The 13583-nt window shown below is 60.3% G+C and carries 18 protein-coding genes; 7 read left to right on the top strand and 11 right to left on the bottom strand.

The window, feature by feature from the left end:
- Positions 1-42: 42 nt before the first annotated feature.
- Positions 43-1146, top strand: coding sequence for an NADH:flavin oxidoreductase (locus tag QRN61_RS22315; RefSeq protein ID WP_003221722.1), 1104 nt, complete (start codon positions 43-45; stop codon positions 1144-1146).
- Between the two features lie 135 nt (positions 1147-1281).
- Here the strand turns inward: QRN61_RS22315 and QRN61_RS22310 are convergent, their stop codons facing one another.
- Positions 1282-2481 carry a glycosyltransferase family 4 protein gene (locus QRN61_RS22310; protein WP_285375570.1) on the bottom strand — a complete coding sequence of 400 codons (1200 nt, stop codon included), beginning with the start codon at positions 2479-2481 and terminating at the stop codon, positions 1282-1284.
- A 114-nt stretch (positions 2482-2595) separates the two neighbouring features.
- Between QRN61_RS22310 and QRN61_RS22305 the strand changes: the two genes are divergently transcribed.
- Entirely contained in the window at positions 2596-3171 is a 576-nt protein-coding gene (locus tag QRN61_RS22305) for a hypothetical protein (protein ID WP_143520542.1), read from the top strand.
- A 28-nt stretch (positions 3172-3199) separates the two neighbouring features.
- Here the strand turns inward: QRN61_RS22305 and cysZ are convergent, their stop codons facing one another.
- Complete coding sequence (gene cysZ / locus QRN61_RS22300) at positions 3200-3955, bottom strand: sulfate transporter CysZ (protein WP_027610866.1); 756 nt, start codon at positions 3953-3955, stop codon at positions 3200-3202.
- A gap of 311 nt (positions 3956-4266) precedes the next feature.
- On the opposite strand from cysZ, the gene trxB reads away from it, so the two are divergent.
- On the top strand, positions 4267-5229 hold the full coding sequence (gene trxB, locus QRN61_RS22295; protein WP_003221727.1) for a thioredoxin-disulfide reductase: 963 nt from the start codon (positions 4267-4269) through the stop codon (positions 5227-5229).
- A gap of 182 nt (positions 5230-5411) precedes the next feature.
- Here trxB and QRN61_RS22290 read toward each other — a convergent pair whose 3' ends face one another.
- The 6 genes from QRN61_RS22290 to QRN61_RS22265 all read right to left on the bottom strand — a co-directional run bounded on the left by QRN61_RS22290 (position 5412) and on the right by QRN61_RS22265 (position 8545).
- Positions 5412-5750 carry a HopJ type III effector protein gene (locus QRN61_RS22290; RefSeq protein ID WP_027610867.1) on the bottom strand — a complete coding sequence of 113 codons (339 nt, stop codon included), beginning with the start codon at positions 5748-5750 and terminating at the stop codon, positions 5412-5414.
- On the bottom strand, positions 5743-6039 hold the full coding sequence (locus QRN61_RS22285) for a DUF1244 domain-containing protein (protein ID WP_007968038.1): 297 nt from the start codon (positions 6037-6039) through the stop codon (positions 5743-5745). Before QRN61_RS22285 ends, QRN61_RS22290 begins: the two co-directional genes overlap by 8 nt.
- 96 nt (positions 6040-6135) lie before the next feature.
- Entirely contained in the window at positions 6136-6507 is a 372-nt protein-coding gene (gene folX, locus QRN61_RS22280; RefSeq protein ID WP_007968040.1) for a dihydroneopterin triphosphate 2'-epimerase, read from the bottom strand.
- Positions 6508-7068, bottom strand: coding sequence for a GTP cyclohydrolase I FolE (gene folE / locus QRN61_RS22275; RefSeq protein ID WP_103369128.1), 561 nt, complete (start codon positions 7066-7068; stop codon positions 6508-6510).
- Between the two features lie 21 nt (positions 7069-7089).
- Positions 7090-7800: a dihydromonapterin reductase gene (folM, locus tag QRN61_RS22270; RefSeq protein WP_285375536.1), complete on the bottom strand. Its 711-nt coding sequence runs from the start codon at positions 7798-7800 to the stop codon at positions 7090-7092.
- A gap of 175 nt (positions 7801-7975) precedes the next feature.
- Complete coding sequence (locus QRN61_RS22265; protein ID WP_096795374.1) at positions 7976-8545, bottom strand: antibiotic biosynthesis monooxygenase; 570 nt, start codon at positions 8543-8545, stop codon at positions 7976-7978.
- 212 nt (positions 8546-8757) lie between these two features.
- Between QRN61_RS22265 and QRN61_RS22260 the strand changes: the two genes are divergently transcribed.
- Positions 8758-9717, top strand: coding sequence for a MerR family transcriptional regulator (locus QRN61_RS22260; RefSeq protein ID WP_096795375.1), 960 nt, complete (start codon positions 8758-8760; stop codon positions 9715-9717).
- A 3-nt stretch (positions 9718-9720) separates the two neighbouring features.
- Here the strand turns inward: QRN61_RS22260 and QRN61_RS22255 are convergent, their stop codons facing one another.
- Positions 9721-10326 (bottom strand): hypothetical protein, encoded by a 606-nt coding sequence (locus QRN61_RS22255; protein WP_027610872.1) that lies wholly within the window; start codon positions 10324-10326, stop codon positions 9721-9723.
- A gap of 55 nt (positions 10327-10381) precedes the next feature.
- Complete coding sequence (locus tag QRN61_RS22250; RefSeq protein WP_027610873.1) at positions 10382-10858, bottom strand: PAS domain-containing protein; 477 nt, start codon at positions 10856-10858, stop codon at positions 10382-10384.
- Between the two features lie 152 nt (positions 10859-11010).
- Here QRN61_RS22250 and QRN61_RS22245 point away from each other — a divergent pair, with 152 nt between their 5' ends.
- A complete protein-coding gene (locus QRN61_RS22245; RefSeq protein WP_285375531.1) occupies positions 11011-11466 on the top strand; it encodes a flavodoxin in 456 nt (151 codons plus the stop codon).
- Here the strand turns inward: QRN61_RS22245 and QRN61_RS22240 are convergent.
- Positions 11456-12343, bottom strand: a complete 888-nt coding sequence (locus tag QRN61_RS22240; protein WP_285375529.1) for a LysR family transcriptional regulator — start codon at positions 12341-12343, stop codon at positions 11456-11458. The two genes, QRN61_RS22245 and QRN61_RS22240, sit on opposite strands and share 11 nt — an antisense overlap.
- A gap of 94 nt (positions 12344-12437) precedes the next feature.
- Between QRN61_RS22240 and QRN61_RS22235 the strand changes: the two genes are divergently transcribed.
- Positions 12438-12824 carry a CidA/LrgA family protein gene (locus tag QRN61_RS22235; protein ID WP_027610876.1) on the top strand — a complete coding sequence of 129 codons (387 nt, stop codon included), beginning with the start codon at positions 12438-12440 and terminating at the stop codon, positions 12822-12824.
- Positions 12814-13500, top strand: coding sequence for an LrgB family protein (locus QRN61_RS22230; RefSeq protein WP_103369127.1), 687 nt, complete (start codon positions 12814-12816; stop codon positions 13498-13500). The genes QRN61_RS22235 and QRN61_RS22230 overlap by 11 nt, the downstream gene beginning before the upstream one ends.
- The last annotated feature ends 83 nt before the right edge of the window (positions 13501-13583 follow it).

The raw sequence follows: 13583 nt of genomic DNA, 5'->3' as shown, positions 1-13583 counted from the left end.
ATATTATCGCCGTCATAAAGTCATTCCCTGTGGAGCCTTCCAATGCCGGTGCAAGCCCTGTTCAAACCGTTCCACCTCGGTGCCCTCGAACTGCCGACCCGCGTGGTGATGGCGCCGATGACCCGCTCGTTTTCCCCGGGTGGTGTACCCAATTCCAAAGTGATCGAGTACTACCGTCGCCGCGCTGCGGCCGGTGTTGGCCTGATCATCACCGAAGGCACCACCGTCGGTCACAAGGCTTCCAACGGTTACCCGAATGTGCCGCAGTTCTTCGGCGAAGCGCCACTGGCCGGCTGGAAAAAAGTCGTCGACGCGGTGCATGCCGAGGGCGGCAAGATTGTTCCGCAACTGTGGCATGTCGGCAGCGTGCGCCGCATCGGCACCGAGCCGGACGCCAGCGTCCCGGCTTACGGCCCGACGGAAAAACTCAAGGATGGCCAGGTCGTGGTGCACGGCATGACCAAACAGGACATTCAGGACGTGATCGGTGCTTTCGCCCAAGCGGCGAAGGATGCGCAAAGCATCGGCATGGACGGCGTGGAAATCCACGGCGCCCACGGCTATCTGATCGACCAGTTCTTCTGGGAAGGCAGCAACCAGCGTACCGACGAATACGGCGGCAGCCTGGCCAACCGTTCGCGGTTCGCCATCGAGTTGATTCAAGCGGTGCGCGCGGCAGTCGGTGAAGGCTTCCCGATCATCTTCCGTTTTTCGCAGTGGAAGCAGCAGGATTACACCGCGCGTCTGGTGCAGACCCCGGAGGCGCTGGGCGAATTCCTCAAGCCGTTGGCCGACGCCGGGGTGGACATTTTCCACTGCTCGACGCGGCGTTTCTGGGAGCCTGAATTTGACGGTTCCGAGCTGAACCTGGCCGGCTGGACGCGCAAACTGACCGGCAAACCGACCATCACCGTAGGCAGCGTCGGCCTGGACGGCGAATTCCTGCAGTTCATGGTCAACACCGACAAGGTCGCGCAACCGGCGAGCCTGGAGAAACTGCTGGAGCGTCTGAACAACGACGAGTTCGATCTGGTGGCAGTGGGCCGTGCGCTGCTGGTGGATCCTGACTGGGCGTTGAAAGTCCGTGAAGGGCGTGAGCAGGACATTCTGCCGTTCAGCCGTGAGGCGTTGATGACGCTGGTTTAAGCGTCGCCATTACCGACCCCTTCGCGAGCAGGCTCGCTCCCACAGGTTTCTCTGGGTTCACAGAATCTGTGTTCACTGAAGATCCCTTGTGGGAGCGAGCCTGCTCGCGAAGGCAGGTTCAAAATCAGCAAAGATCTAAGGCAATGTCTGCGCATTCGGCAATACCCGCTCCCGCACACACGCGCCACGCAAGTGCTTTTCAAATTGCTCGATGATCGCCGCCCACCCCTGACGACTGGCATGCTGGCGCGCATTCAGGCGCACGCAACGCAAGGTCTCATCCTCCTCCAGCAACCACGCCGCCGCATCGCAGAACGCATCCTCATCTCCGGGCATCGCCAACACGCCGTTGTAACCGTGGCGAATGTGCTGCGCTGCCGCAGCCTGATCGTACGCCACCACCCCCAGCCCTGACGCCAGTGCTTCCAGCACCACATTGCCGAAGGTTTCGGTCATGCTCGGGAACAGGAAGATATCGCCGGACGCATAGTGCGCCGCCAGCGCTTCGCCGCGCTGTGAACCACAGAAGATCGCCTCGGGCAGCTCCTTTTCCAGCGCAGGCCGTTGCGGCCCGTCGCCGACCACGATCAGCTTCAGCTTGCGCTGTGGATAAGTGCCGCACAGGGTGTCGAAGCAGCGCTTGAGCAGACCGAGGTTCTTTTCCGGGGCCAGCCGGCCGACGTGAATCACCGCGATGTCCTGCTCGCTCAGGCCCCATTGCTCACGCAAGCCGTTCAGGCGCTTGGCCGGGTGAAACAACTGGCTGTCCACGCCGCGGGAGAGCAGGGCGAGGCGGTCGAAATGCCGACGCTCCAGTTCCAGGCGCTGACTGACGCTCGGCACCAGGGTCATCGCCGAGCGGTTGTGAAACCAGCGCAGATAATGCGTGAGCAAGCGCGTCAGCAAACTCAGTCCGTACTGATTGGTGTACTGCTGAAAATTGGTGTGAAAGCCGCTGACCACCGAGATCCCCAGACGCCGTGCCGCACGCAACGCCGACAAACCGAGCGGGCCTTCGGTGGCGATGTACAAAACGTCCGGGCGATGACGCTTCCAGCGCCGCAGCAGCTTGTGCATCGACGACTGTCCCCATTGCAGACCGGGATAACCCGGCAACGGCCAGCCTCGACACAACAGCAAGGCATCGTCCTCGACGCGCTGCGGATCTCCCGCCTGGCGCGGTCGCACCAGTTCCACCTGATGCCCACGCGCGCGCAAGCCATCGCACAAGCGACCAAGGGTATTGGCCACCCCGTTGATTTCCGGTGGGAAGGTTTCGCTGATCAGGGTGATATGCAGAGCTGTCGTCATGACCTCAGTGTCGATTGAGGCGATGTCGTCATTGTGTCGAGTTGATGATCGATTGATGACAGCTGCTTACCGTGTGCCTAAACCTTTTGCCTGCCCGGTCGTTAGCCTTGACTTGAACTCTTTCCAGGAAATATGGCTGTGTCCGAGAATGCTTATGCACCGCCTGAGGCGGAACTTTTGGTTGCGGATGAACAAACACCAGAGTTTTATGTTGTTGCACGGTGGAAGTTCATTCTGCTGGCGATCCTCAGTTTTGGCCTGTATTTCTACTTCTGGATTTACAAAAACTGGAGTCAGTACAAGCGCAGTACTCGACAGGAACTATGGCCGTGGGCGCGAGCGTTTTTCTATTTGTTTTTCGTGCATCAGCTTTATCGGCAGGCCAAAAAACGAATCCATGACAGAGGTGGAAAGTCCGATTGGGATCTTGAGCAATGGGCAACAGTCTTTGTTGTACTGACCGTAGTCGCGCACATATTCGAAAAGCTTCCCAAGCAGATTCCAGAGCTGAGTTTTCTTGGCCTTGTCGCCTTGATCATGCTGCCGATAAGAGTTTATGTCGCAAGCCAAGGGCAACAACTGATCAATTTGGCCGCCAGCGATCCTCAAGGCCTGAGTAACAATCGCCTCAACGCCTGGAACTTGCTGATTATCTTGCCAGGCGCTGCGGCGTGGGTATTGGTAGGGCTGCTTCTAGGCGGCGTTTACCCCTGAGTTGCCAGAAGGATTGATGCCTGGAGGCTCAGACTTTTTCCTGAGCCAGCATCTCGGCACCGCGCTCACGCACCCAGAACAACGTCGCTCCCGCTACCGCCGCCGGCATCATCAGAATGTTGACCACCGGAATCAGCAGCGCCAGATAGACGATCCCGCCAAAACTCATGCTCTGCCAGCGTTTCTGCCGCAGCCAGGCGAGCATCTCGTTCCAGCCCAGTTTGTGGTTGTCTGCCGGGTAGTCAATGTACTGGATCGCCATCATCCACACGCCGAACAGCAGCCACAGCGGGGCGGCGACGATGTTCACCACCGGGATGAACGAGAGAATGAACAGGCCGATCGCCCGCGGCAGGAAGTAGCCGAGTTTGCGCATTTCCCGGGCGAGGGTGCGCGGGATCATCGCAATCAGTTCGCCCCAGCTGAAGGCCGGGAAATCATCGGTGCCGCGTACCACCACTTCGACTTTTTCCGCGAGGAAACCGTTGAACGGCGCAGCGATCACGTTGGCGAGCATGGTGAAGGTGAAGAACACCATCAACGCCACCAGCACCACGAACAGCGGCCAGAGGATGTAGCTGAGGAAACTCAGCCAGTCGGGCAGCGACGGCATCAGGCTGTCGACCCACAGGCTGAACTGATGGCCGGCCAGATAGATCAATCCGACGAACAGCACCAGGTTGATCGCCAGTGGCAGCAACACGAACAGGCGCAGGCCCGGGCTGAGAACCAGTTTGAGGCCTTCGCGCAGGTATTGCGGGCCGGACAGAACAGGGGCGGGCATAAGGTGCTCCGAGCAAGGGAAAACGCGCCGACCTTACCGACTTTGCAACAGGTGCGAAAGCGCGGCAGAGCGATCGACATTCACTGTAACAAAGACGTCGATCCGGTCGGAGTCTGCGTATAGAGACCACCTATGAGCTGGATTGTTAATCCGTATTTCCTTAATCTTGCCCCCCTCGATACGCTGCACCCAACTTTTTACAGGACTGTCGAGCTCATGCCTTCCCCAAGGTTATCCACAGTCCTTTTTTATTCCCGCCGGCAGTCCGGCGTTCCGCGCCAGTGTTTCGGCCCGGTCAACAGGAGCAGGTCATGTCTGAAGTCCGTCATTCGCGAGTGATTATTCTCGGTTCCGGCCCTGCCGGTTACAGCGCTGCGGTCTACGCCGCCCGTGCCAACCTCAAGCCACTGCTGATTACCGGCATGCAGGCCGGCGGTCAATTGACCACCACCACCGAAGTCGACAACTGGCCGGGCGACGTGCACGGCCTGACCGGTCCGGCCCTGATGGAGCGGATGCGCGAGCACGCCGAGCGTTTTGAAACCGAGATCGTTTTCGATCACATCAACGCCGTGGACTTCGCTGCCAAGCCGTACACCCTGACCGGCGACAGCGCGACTTACACCTGCGACGCCCTGATCATCGCTACCGGTGCCAGCGCTCGCTACCTGGGCCTGCCGTCGGAAGAAGCGTTCATGGGCAAAGGCGTTTCGGCCTGCGCGACCTGCGACGGTTTCTTCTACCGCAACAAGCCAGTGGCGGTGGTCGGCGGCGGCAACACCGCTGTTGAAGAGGCACTGTACCTGGCCAACATCGCCAGCACCGTGACCCTGATCCACCGTCGCGAAACCTTCCGCGCCGAGAAGATCCTGATCGACAAGCTGAACGCCCGCGTGGCCGAAGGCAAGATCATCCTCAAGTTGAACGCCAACCTCGACGAAGTGCTGGGCGACAACATGGGCGTGACCGGTGCGCGTCTGAAGAACAACGACGGCAGCTTCGACGAAATCAAAGTCGACGGCGTGTTCATCGCGATCGGCCACACTCCGAACACTTCGCTGTTCGAAGGCCAGTTGACCCTGAAAGACGGTTATCTGGTAGTGCAGGGCGGCCGTGACGGCAACGCCACTGCCACCAGCGTTGAAGGCATCTTCGCTGCCGGTGACGTGGCTGACCACGTCTACCGTCAGGCCATCACCTCGGCCGGCGCTGGCTGCATGGCGGCACTGGACACCGAGCGTTACCTGGACGGTCTGCAGAACGCTTCGTTCTAAATCGCAGACACAAAAAAACCGGCTTCGGCCGGTTTTTTTATGCCCGCATTTCCGCTACATCGCATAACCCTGTGGGAGCGGGCTTGCTCGCGAAAGCAGTGTGTCAGACAAAGAAAAGTCGCCTGGCACGGCGCCTTCGCGAGCAAGCCCGCTCCCACAGGGGATGGCGTTGGCTATGGAAATCAGCGACGGGTCAGGGGCTGCGTTTTGAACTTCACACCCGCCAGACCGTGCTTGATCAGCGCGCGGATATTGCCGTGGTCGCTGCCCTCAGGCGTCGCCACCACCGAACGGTAATGTTCACCGAACGCCAGCAGCGCTTCTTCATCACTCAAGCCTTCCAGCAGTGCCAGACCCAAAGTCTTGCACGAACCTTCGTTCTGCCCGGCGGCGTTTTCCACGCCACCGTTGTTGAACGCCTGAGGCTGGTAGTCGTAACCGGCGGCGATGAAAGCCAGGGTGTCGGCGAAAGCGTGTTCGCCGCTTTTGAGGCTGGCGCGCAGGGTGTTCAGATCACTCATTGGGTTTTCCTTTGGCGAACGCCGCCTGTTGTTCGGCGCTGGCTTCTTGCTGGTATTGGGCTTTCCACTCGGCGTAAGGCATGCCGTAAACCACTTCACGGGCGTCGTCGAGGCTGACCTCGATCTGACGGTCATCGGCGGCAGCCTTGTACCATTTGGACAGGCAGTTGCGGCAGAATCCGGCGAGGTTCATCAGGTCGATGTTCTGCACGTCCTTACGGCTGTCCAGGTGGGCGACCAGCCGGCGGAAGGCGGCGGCTTCGAGTTCGAGGCGTTGTTGCTCGGTCATGGGAGTCTCTGCGAGACAGCTTCAAGCGACGAGCTTCAAGCTGCAAGATGGGTGGCGTTGATACGAAGTTTACAGCTTGCCGCTTGAAGCTTGAAGCTAGCGGCTCGCTGCAAGCGTTATTGACACCGACTCGGCAAAACGCAGCGCATGCGGCTTGTCGACTTCGACTTCGGCGTACAGCACTGCAGCATGAGTCATCACCAGGTCCAGCAGTTCTTGGGTCAGGCGTTCGAGCAGCGCAAAACGATTGCCCTCGACGTGGGCGATGATCGCCTTGGTGATGGTGCGGTAATTCAGCGCGTGATCGATGTCGTTGTCGCGCACCGCTTCCTGCGCCGCATACAGGATCGTGAGATTGATCAGCACATCCTGCTTGTTGAGGATCTCGTCCTCGTTGATCCCGATAAAGGTGCGCAAGCGCAGATCCTTGACCCGGATGCGCGCCATTCCCGGTTGAAGTTGTGACATTTACTTGCTCCGTCCAATCAATTGCAGGAACTCCTGGCGGGTGTTGCTCGAGTCGCGAAAGGCGCCGAGCATGACCGAGGTGTTCATGGTCGAATTCTGTTTCTCGACACCGCGCATCATCATGCACATGTGCCGGGCCTCGATGACCACCGCGACGCCGGCGGCATCGGTGACCTGTTGCACCGCATCGGCAATCTGCCGGGTGAGGTTTTCCTGAATCTGCAGGCGCCGGGCGAACATGTCCACCAGCCGCGCGATCTTCGACAGCCCCAGCACCTTGCCTGTCGGAATATAAGCCACATGGGCCTTGCCGATGAAGGGCAGCAGGTGATGTTCGCACAACGAGTAGAGCTCGATGTCGGCGACGATGATCATCTCGTCGCTGTCGGAGGCAAACAGCGCGCCGTTGACGATCTGCTCCACACTCTGTTCGTAGCCGTGACACAGGTATTGCATGGCCTTGGCCGCGCGCACCGGGGTATCGAGCAGACCTTCGCGGTCGGGGTCTTCGCCGAGGCCGATGAGAATCTCGCGGTAATTCTCGGGCAGGGAACGGGTCATGGGAGATCCTCGCGCAGCAGCTTATTTGACGTGCCGTCCGCCGTTGACGGTCAGGGTTGTGCCGGTGACATAGGGGTTGTCGAGCAGATAGCGCAGGCTCTGGTAGATCACTTCGCTGCCGGGTTCGATGCCCAGCGCGGATTTGGCCAGCGCCCTGGCGCGGTACGCCGCGTCGTCGTCGGGATTGAACAATAGCAGGGCCGGCGCGATGCCGTTGACTTTGATTGCCGGCGCGTAGCGCGCGGCGAAGGACAGGGTCAGGCTGTCGAGCCCGGCTTTGCTGGCGCAATAACCGATGTGTTTGCTGCTGCCCTTGCGCGTGACGTCGTCGCTGATGTGGATGATGTCGGCCGGGGTCGAGCCTTTGAGCAGGTCGGCGCAGTGCAGGTTGATCAGATACGGCGCGAGCATGTGCACGTTGAGCATGCGCGAGAAGGCCTCGGCTTCACTGCCCGGGGTTTCCGCCAGCCATTCGGAGGCGTTGTGGACGATGGCGCGCAGGCAGTCGGTGTGGGTTTTCAGTTCATCGATGAAGGCGAGGATGGTGGCTTCGCTGGAGAAGTCCGCGAACACCGCGACAGCGCCCAGATCCCGCAGGGCTTGTGCGCCCGGACGTTCGCTGCGGTAGGTGAAGATGACCCGATGGCCGTCTTCAAGCAAACGCTGTGCGCAGTGCAGACCGACACGCTGGCCAGCACCGGTGATGAGGATCGGGGCGGAGGATATGGACATGAACGGCTCGCGTCGCGGTTGGAGCAAAAACTATAACAGCGACATGAGCCATGCACCTATCGTCGGCCTTACCAATACCTGTGGGAGCGAGCCTGCTCGCGAATGCGGTGTCTCAGTCGACATCAATGTTAAATGTCAGTCCGTATTCGCGAGCGGGCTCGCTCCCACACAGAGATCATCGATTCTGCGTAGAGGGTGTTGCAGGCAAAGGTCGCGCAGGCACAGCGTTCAACCAGTTGGCCAGCAACCGCGTCGACAGTGGAATAAAGAAATACACCATCAAGGGCGTCAGGCACGCCGTACTGACCAATACCCGTGGCAGCAGGCTCATCTCGCCGAGCAGCGGCCCGAGGACAAAGTTGAACAGCAGCGACACCGGGAAGAACGCCAGCCAGATCGCCACGGCCTGTTTCCAGCGTGGTGGCCGTTGACCGGCAGCGCCGAACCAGCCTTCGATGCCGCTGACCCGATGCTCCTTGGGATGCTCGAACAGATCGCTGCCCCGCGCCAGCCACGCGGTCCGCGAGACCGAGTGCTCCCAGGCGTGCAGGGTCTGCTCGTCGACGAAGCGGAAAATGATCTGGAATTCGTTGTCACCGGGTGGCGGAGCGAGCACGCCGGAACCCAGGTAACCGGGAAAGTCAGTGGCCAGTTGTTCGCCTTCGCGCAGCCAGGCAATCAGGTCCTGATAGCGGCCGTCGGCGACGCGACGCGCAACCATCAGCGTGACGGGGGAAGTAGACATTGTGTATCTCCATATTTCGAGTGCGGCGCTCCGGGTAGGAGGTTTCGCAATGCGCAAGCCGGGGTGGGGGCCTGCGCTTTTCAACAAGCAAGGATTATTCCCGATTTTGATGACAGTTTCAGAGACTTTCGTCTCTGTTTATTGGGTTGAACCGACAGAGGGCATCGGATGTAGAATGGGATCCAAATTCAACGAGCGGACAAACCTGCACCATGGCTGTTATCACGGACGCTAACCCTGCCTCGCAGGCTTCTGTCGCACTTGAGCGCGAAGAGTTGTTCCCTATTCGGGAGGTGTCGCGGCTGACCGGCGTCAACCCGGTAACGCTGCGTGCATGGGAGCGCCGCTACGGTTTGATCCAGCCGACGCGCACCGAAAGCGGGCACCGGTTGTATTCGATGACCGAAATCGAGCGCGTGCGCAGCATTGTCGACTGGATTGATCGCGGCGTTGCCGTGAGCAAGGTCGGCAAGATCCTGGCGAGGACCGAGCCGCTGAAAGCCTTGGCCCATATCATCCCCGATGATCTGGTCCAGGCCGATTACGCGCAATGGCAGCAGCAGGTGCAATTGGCCGTCAGTTCGTTCGACGACCGCGCGCTGGATCAGGTTTACAACCAGATCTTCTCGTCCTACTCGCTGCCGGTAGTGTTTCAGAACATTCTCATGCCTTTGTGGCTGCAGATGTTGCAGCGCCAGGATGCTTTCGGGCAGACCAGCGAGTGGCTGTTTTTCGACGGGTTCCTGCGGGCGCGGGTGTTGCAGCGGATCGTCGCGCTGCGCGGCACCCAGCCGCGCAAAGTGATTGTCAGTGCGCTCGCCGGTCAGTGTCGTGAACTCGAGCTACTGGTTGCCGCGTTGTTTCTCAGTGGCAATGATGCGGGCGTGCGGGTGCTGACCACCGGCCAGCCATTCGATGAGTTGGCGCTGGTGTGCGAGCGGATCAAGCCGCAGGCGCTGGTGCTGTTTTCCAACCATGCCCCCACCGCGGATTTGCCGCGCCGTCTGAATCGACTGGCCTTGAGTCTCGACTGTCAGGTAATGCTCGCCGGCGACGCTGCCGATCTGGCACAGGACAGTCTGGCCGGATCGTCGATCGGTTGTCTGGGCAATGAAGGAGCGACGATGCGTCAGCGCATGACGCAATTTCTCGCAGGTACGCTGGATACCTGAATATCAGGTGTGCAGGGCGGGGTGGGTCAGACGGTGTTGTTGCAGGATGAACTGGCGCAGCCGTTCGGTTTCATCGGCGTCGGTCTGGCTCAGCTCGTAGGCGTAGAAGCCGTGCTCGGTTTCGCGCTCGAAGTTGCCGCGCAGGGAAATCCGCTCGTAACCTGAAGGGCTGAACCACAGCGCGAAATGCTTGGGCGGTTTGGTCTTGTTGCGCATTTCCAGCAGCACGCCTTTGTGCGACACCTCGTGCACCCACATCATGCCCGGTTGCCCTTTGGCATTTTCCAGCGCGACCGGCTCTTCGAGAGTCAGGCGCCATGGGCGAATCATCGGCCCGTCTTCGTAAATGCTCGGCACGCCCAGGCGCAGGTGCAACGCGTGGAATTCGTCTTCCACCAGGTGCAGCGGAAAGGTCATTTGCTGATTTTCGAAATTGGCCTGAATGGTCACTTGCTCGTGAGCCGCCAGGCGCGTGAGCAGGTCACGGATCTGCGAACCTCCATTGACCAACAGGCTCGACGTCGCATCCCGCACATTGAGCTGCGGGTTGTGCTGCATGGTCTGGATGAAATCCAGCTCATCCTGGGTCAGGAGTGCGTCGCGTTGCATGGCCTGGCTCGAAAGAAATAGTTACAAAGTCATTGGTGATTGTAGTTACTGACACTTAGTTCGCAGTTTTGTTTGCGCCGTTCGTCGCTTTCAGGGCGGCGAGTTCGGCTTGCAAGGCGGCAACTTGTGCTTCCAGTTGTGCAACGCGTTGCTGCGCCTTGACCTGAACCGTGACATCTTTCTGCACACCGACGAAATAAGTCTGGCCGTCATCAGCGTTTTTCACCGTCGAAAGCGACAGTTCGTTCCAGAACGGGGTGCCATCCTTGCGATAGTTGCGCAGGATTTCCCGGCACGCCCCGCCGTTGTGCAAGGTGTCGCGAATCAGCGACAGACCGGCTTGATCGCGGTCTCCTGACTGCAGAAAGCGGCAGTCCTGATAAAGTATCTCTTCGCTGCTGTAACCGGTCAGGCGTTCGAAGGCCGGGTTCACGTAAATCAGGATGTTGTCCTGCTCGCCTTCCTTTTCGGCCACCACGATTCCATCGTTCGACGCGTTGATCACCATTTGCAGCAGACTGGCGTTGATCATCAATGAATCCTTTCAGTGTCGATAATGGCTGGCATTCTAGAAGTTCCAACGCCGCTGTCTACTGGCTATCACGGCGAATCGGGGCTGGATCGCGGCTTTTGCGTCGGACTGCTACTATCGCCGCTCTTTTTTTCAGCTTCAGGATCAGATTGATGAAAGTCGCCATCCTCTCCGGCTCGGTTTACGGCACGGCCGAAGAAGTCGCCCGTCACGCGCAGAACCTGCTGAAAGACGCCGGTTTTGAAACCTTCTACAACCCGCGCGCCAGCCTGGCGGATATCCAGGCGTTCGCACCTGAAGCGTTTCTCGCGGTGACGTCTACCACCGGCATGGGCGAATTGCCGGATAACCTGCAGCCGTTGTATTCGGCGATTCGCGACCAGTTGCCAGCCGCGTGGCGCGGTTTGCCGGGCGCGGTGATCGGTTTGGGCGATGCCAGTTACGGCGATACGTTCTGTGGCGGCGGCGAACTGATGCGTGAGTTGTTCGCCGAACTGGGCGTGCGCGAAGTGCAGGAGATGCTGCGTCTGGACGCCAGCGAAAGCGTGACCCCGGAAACCGACGCCGAGCCATGGCTGGCGCAATTGATCACCACCCTCAAGGGCTGATCGTGCGTTCGCGCAGCAAGGCCAGCCAGGCCTGGGCGGCTTTCGACAGATAGGCGCCTCGGCGCCAGATGAAGGCGATGTCCCAGCGCAAATAATCTGGCGCGCGCAAGGTCAGGCGCACCACGCCCGGACGCTCCAGTGCCCGGGCCACCACGCTGGGCAGCAGCACCACGCCTTGCCCGGCGGCCACCAGTGCCACGAGAAAATCCGCCTGCCCGCTGCGCCCGCCTTCTTTCGGGGTAAAGCCCAGTTGCTGGCAGGCCTGCAGTAAACGGTCATTAAGCACGAAGCTGCGCTGATACAACAGGAACGGCGTGTCGGCCAATTCCTCAAGGCCAATCTCGCCGCGCCCCGCTAACGGATGATCCACCGGCAATAACGCATCGAGTTTCTCATCGCAGAACGGCTGGAAATCGAACTGCGGATCTTTCGGCAGCAGGCTCCCGCCCAACTCCAGTTCGCCGCTGAGCACCGCTTGCTCGACATTGCGGCTGCCGCCTTCAAGCAATTGAATGCTGATGTTCGGATAGCGCCGGCGATACTCGGCGAACAACCCGGCGAACAGTGCATCACTGCCCAGCAGCGGCAGACCGAGGCGCAATTCGCCGCGTGCCAGTTGGCTCAGATCATCCAGTTCGCTGAGCAATTCATTGCGCAAACGCAACATACCCTCGGCGCGTTGCAGCACCACGCTGCCCGCAGCGGTCAGGCGCAGTTGCGAGCCGAGTCGTTCGAGCAGCGGCGTGCCGAGGCTCTGCTCCAGTTGCGCAACTTGCTTGCTCACCGCCGACTGGCTGATGTGCAGGGTTTTCGCCGCTTGGGTGAAGCCGCCCTGATGCATGACTTCGACAAAACTGCGCAGCTGTTTGAAATCCATCATCCGATTCCATTGTGGAATAGGGCTGAGTCTAACAATTCGCTTCTGGGATGACAGGCCGCTTCGTAAAATAAGCCCCTGTAAGGAGCCCATCATGAACGCCGCATCCCTCAAATACCTGTCCCGTCTATTCGCAGAACTGGCCGTGTTGCTCGGTCTCTACCTGCTCGGCTGCCAGATCGCCGCGTGGTTGGCCTGGCCGATTCCCGGCGGCGTGATCGGCATGGCCTTGTTGCTGCTGGCATTCGCGTTCGGCTGGGTCAAACCGGCGGCGCTGCAATTGGGTGCCGGATTGCTGATGGCCGAGATGCTGCTGTTCTTTATTCCGGCGCTGATGAGTCTGCTCGACTACGGCGCGCTGTTGCGCGATGACGGCTGGCGGATTTTGCTGGTGATCGGCGCCAGCACCCTGATGGTGATGCTGGTGACAGCCTTCACCGTGGAGCTGGCCGTGCGCCTGAGGCGGTCCCATGAAGCTTGAATGGATGCCGATGTTCTGGCTCGCCTTTACCCTGTTGGCGTACCTGTTCAGTCGCTGGATTTATCGGCGCACCGGGCGTTACTTGCTGTCGCCGCTGATTCTGGTGCCGGCGCTGCTGCTGGCGCTCGCCGTGCCGCTGCACACCGCCTATGCCGAATACGCCAGCAACACCCATTGGTTGATGCTGGTGCTCGGGCCGGTGACGGTCGCCTTCGCCGTGCCGATCTGGCAGCAGCGGCGTCTGCTGGTGCGGCACTGGTCGGCGCTGCTGTTGGGTATGCTCGCCGGCAGCGCGGCGTCGATCGCTACGTCGTTCGGCCTGGCCAGAGCGCTGGCGCTGGATAGCTCGGTGACGATGTCGCTGGTACCGCGCTCGATCACCACGCCGTTCGCCATGCCGCTGGCGCAGGATCTCGGTGGCGTGCCGGAACTGACAGCCGTGTTCGTGATGTTTACCGGTGTGTTCGGCGCGATGCTCGGCGGCGTATTGCTCAAGTGGCTGCCGTTGCGCAGTGCGTTGGCGCGCGGCGCGTTGTTCGGGGTTGGCGCGCACGGTGCAGGCGTCAGTCGGGCGCATGAAGTGGGCGGTGAGGAAGGCTCGGTGGCGGGGTTGGTGATGGTGCTGACCGGGCTGCTCAATCTGTTCGCCGCACCTTTGTTGGCGTCGTGGCTTTGACATGGATCCAAGGAGTTTGCCTGGCTGACCCGCTCAGTCATCAAGCTGGCTGGCAATGCAACTACGCGATCCTCTGCGCCTGA

Origin of the sequence: Pseudomonas sp. lyk4-TYG-107 (assembly GCF_030209055.1) — a bacterium.
GTDB lineage: Bacteria > Pseudomonadota > Gammaproteobacteria > Pseudomonadales > Pseudomonadaceae > Aquipseudomonas > Aquipseudomonas putida_A.
Note: the sequence above shows the minus strand (reverse complement) of the source record. Positions and strands in the feature narration are given on the sequence as shown.

Coding starts and splice junctions, on each gene's coding strand:
- QRN61_RS22245 (WP_285375531.1), top strand. CDS start 11,011: ATGAAAGTCGCCATCCTCTCCGGCTCGGTTTACGGCACGGCCGAAGAA.
- QRN61_RS22265 (WP_096795374.1), bottom strand. CDS start 8,545: ATGTCTACTTCCCCCGTCACGCTGATGGTTGCGCGTCGCGTCGCCGAC.
- QRN61_RS22235 (WP_027610876.1), top strand. CDS start 12,438: ATGAACGCCGCATCCCTCAAATACCTGTCCCGTCTATTCGCAGAACTG.
- folE (WP_103369128.1), bottom strand. CDS start 7,068: ATGACCCGTTCCCTGCCCGAGAATTACCGCGAGATTCTCATCGGCCTC.
- folX (WP_007968040.1), bottom strand. CDS start 6,507: ATGTCACAACTTCAACCGGGAATGGCGCGCATCCGGGTCAAGGATCTG.
- trxB (WP_003221727.1), top strand. CDS start 4,267: ATGTCTGAAGTCCGTCATTCGCGAGTGATTATTCTCGGTTCCGGCCCT.
- cysZ (WP_027610866.1), bottom strand. CDS start 3,955: ATGCCCGCCCCTGTTCTGTCCGGCCCGCAATACCTGCGCGAAGGCCTC.
- QRN61_RS22230 (WP_103369127.1), top strand. CDS start 12,814: ATGAAGCTTGAATGGATGCCGATGTTCTGGCTCGCCTTTACCCTGTTG.
- QRN61_RS22315 (WP_003221722.1), top strand. CDS start 43: ATGCCGGTGCAAGCCCTGTTCAAACCGTTCCACCTCGGTGCCCTCGAA.
- QRN61_RS22240 (WP_285375529.1), bottom strand. CDS start 12,343: ATGGATTTCAAACAGCTGCGCAGTTTTGTCGAAGTCATGCATCAGGGC.
- QRN61_RS22260 (WP_096795375.1), top strand. CDS start 8,758: ATGGCTGTTATCACGGACGCTAACCCTGCCTCGCAGGCTTCTGTCGCA.
- folM (WP_285375536.1), bottom strand. CDS start 7,800: ATGTCCATATCCTCCGCCCCGATCCTCATCACCGGTGCTGGCCAGCGT.
- QRN61_RS22250 (WP_027610873.1), bottom strand. CDS start 10,858: ATGATCAACGCCAGTCTGCTGCAAATGGTGATCAACGCGTCGAACGAT.
- QRN61_RS22290 (WP_027610867.1), bottom strand. CDS start 5,750: ATGAGTGATCTGAACACCCTGCGCGCCAGCCTCAAAAGCGGCGAACAC.
- QRN61_RS22285 (WP_007968038.1), bottom strand. CDS start 6,039: ATGACCGAGCAACAACGCCTCGAACTCGAAGCCGCCGCCTTCCGCCGG.
- QRN61_RS22255 (WP_027610872.1), bottom strand. CDS start 10,326: ATGCAACGCGACGCACTCCTGACCCAGGATGAGCTGGATTTCATCCAG.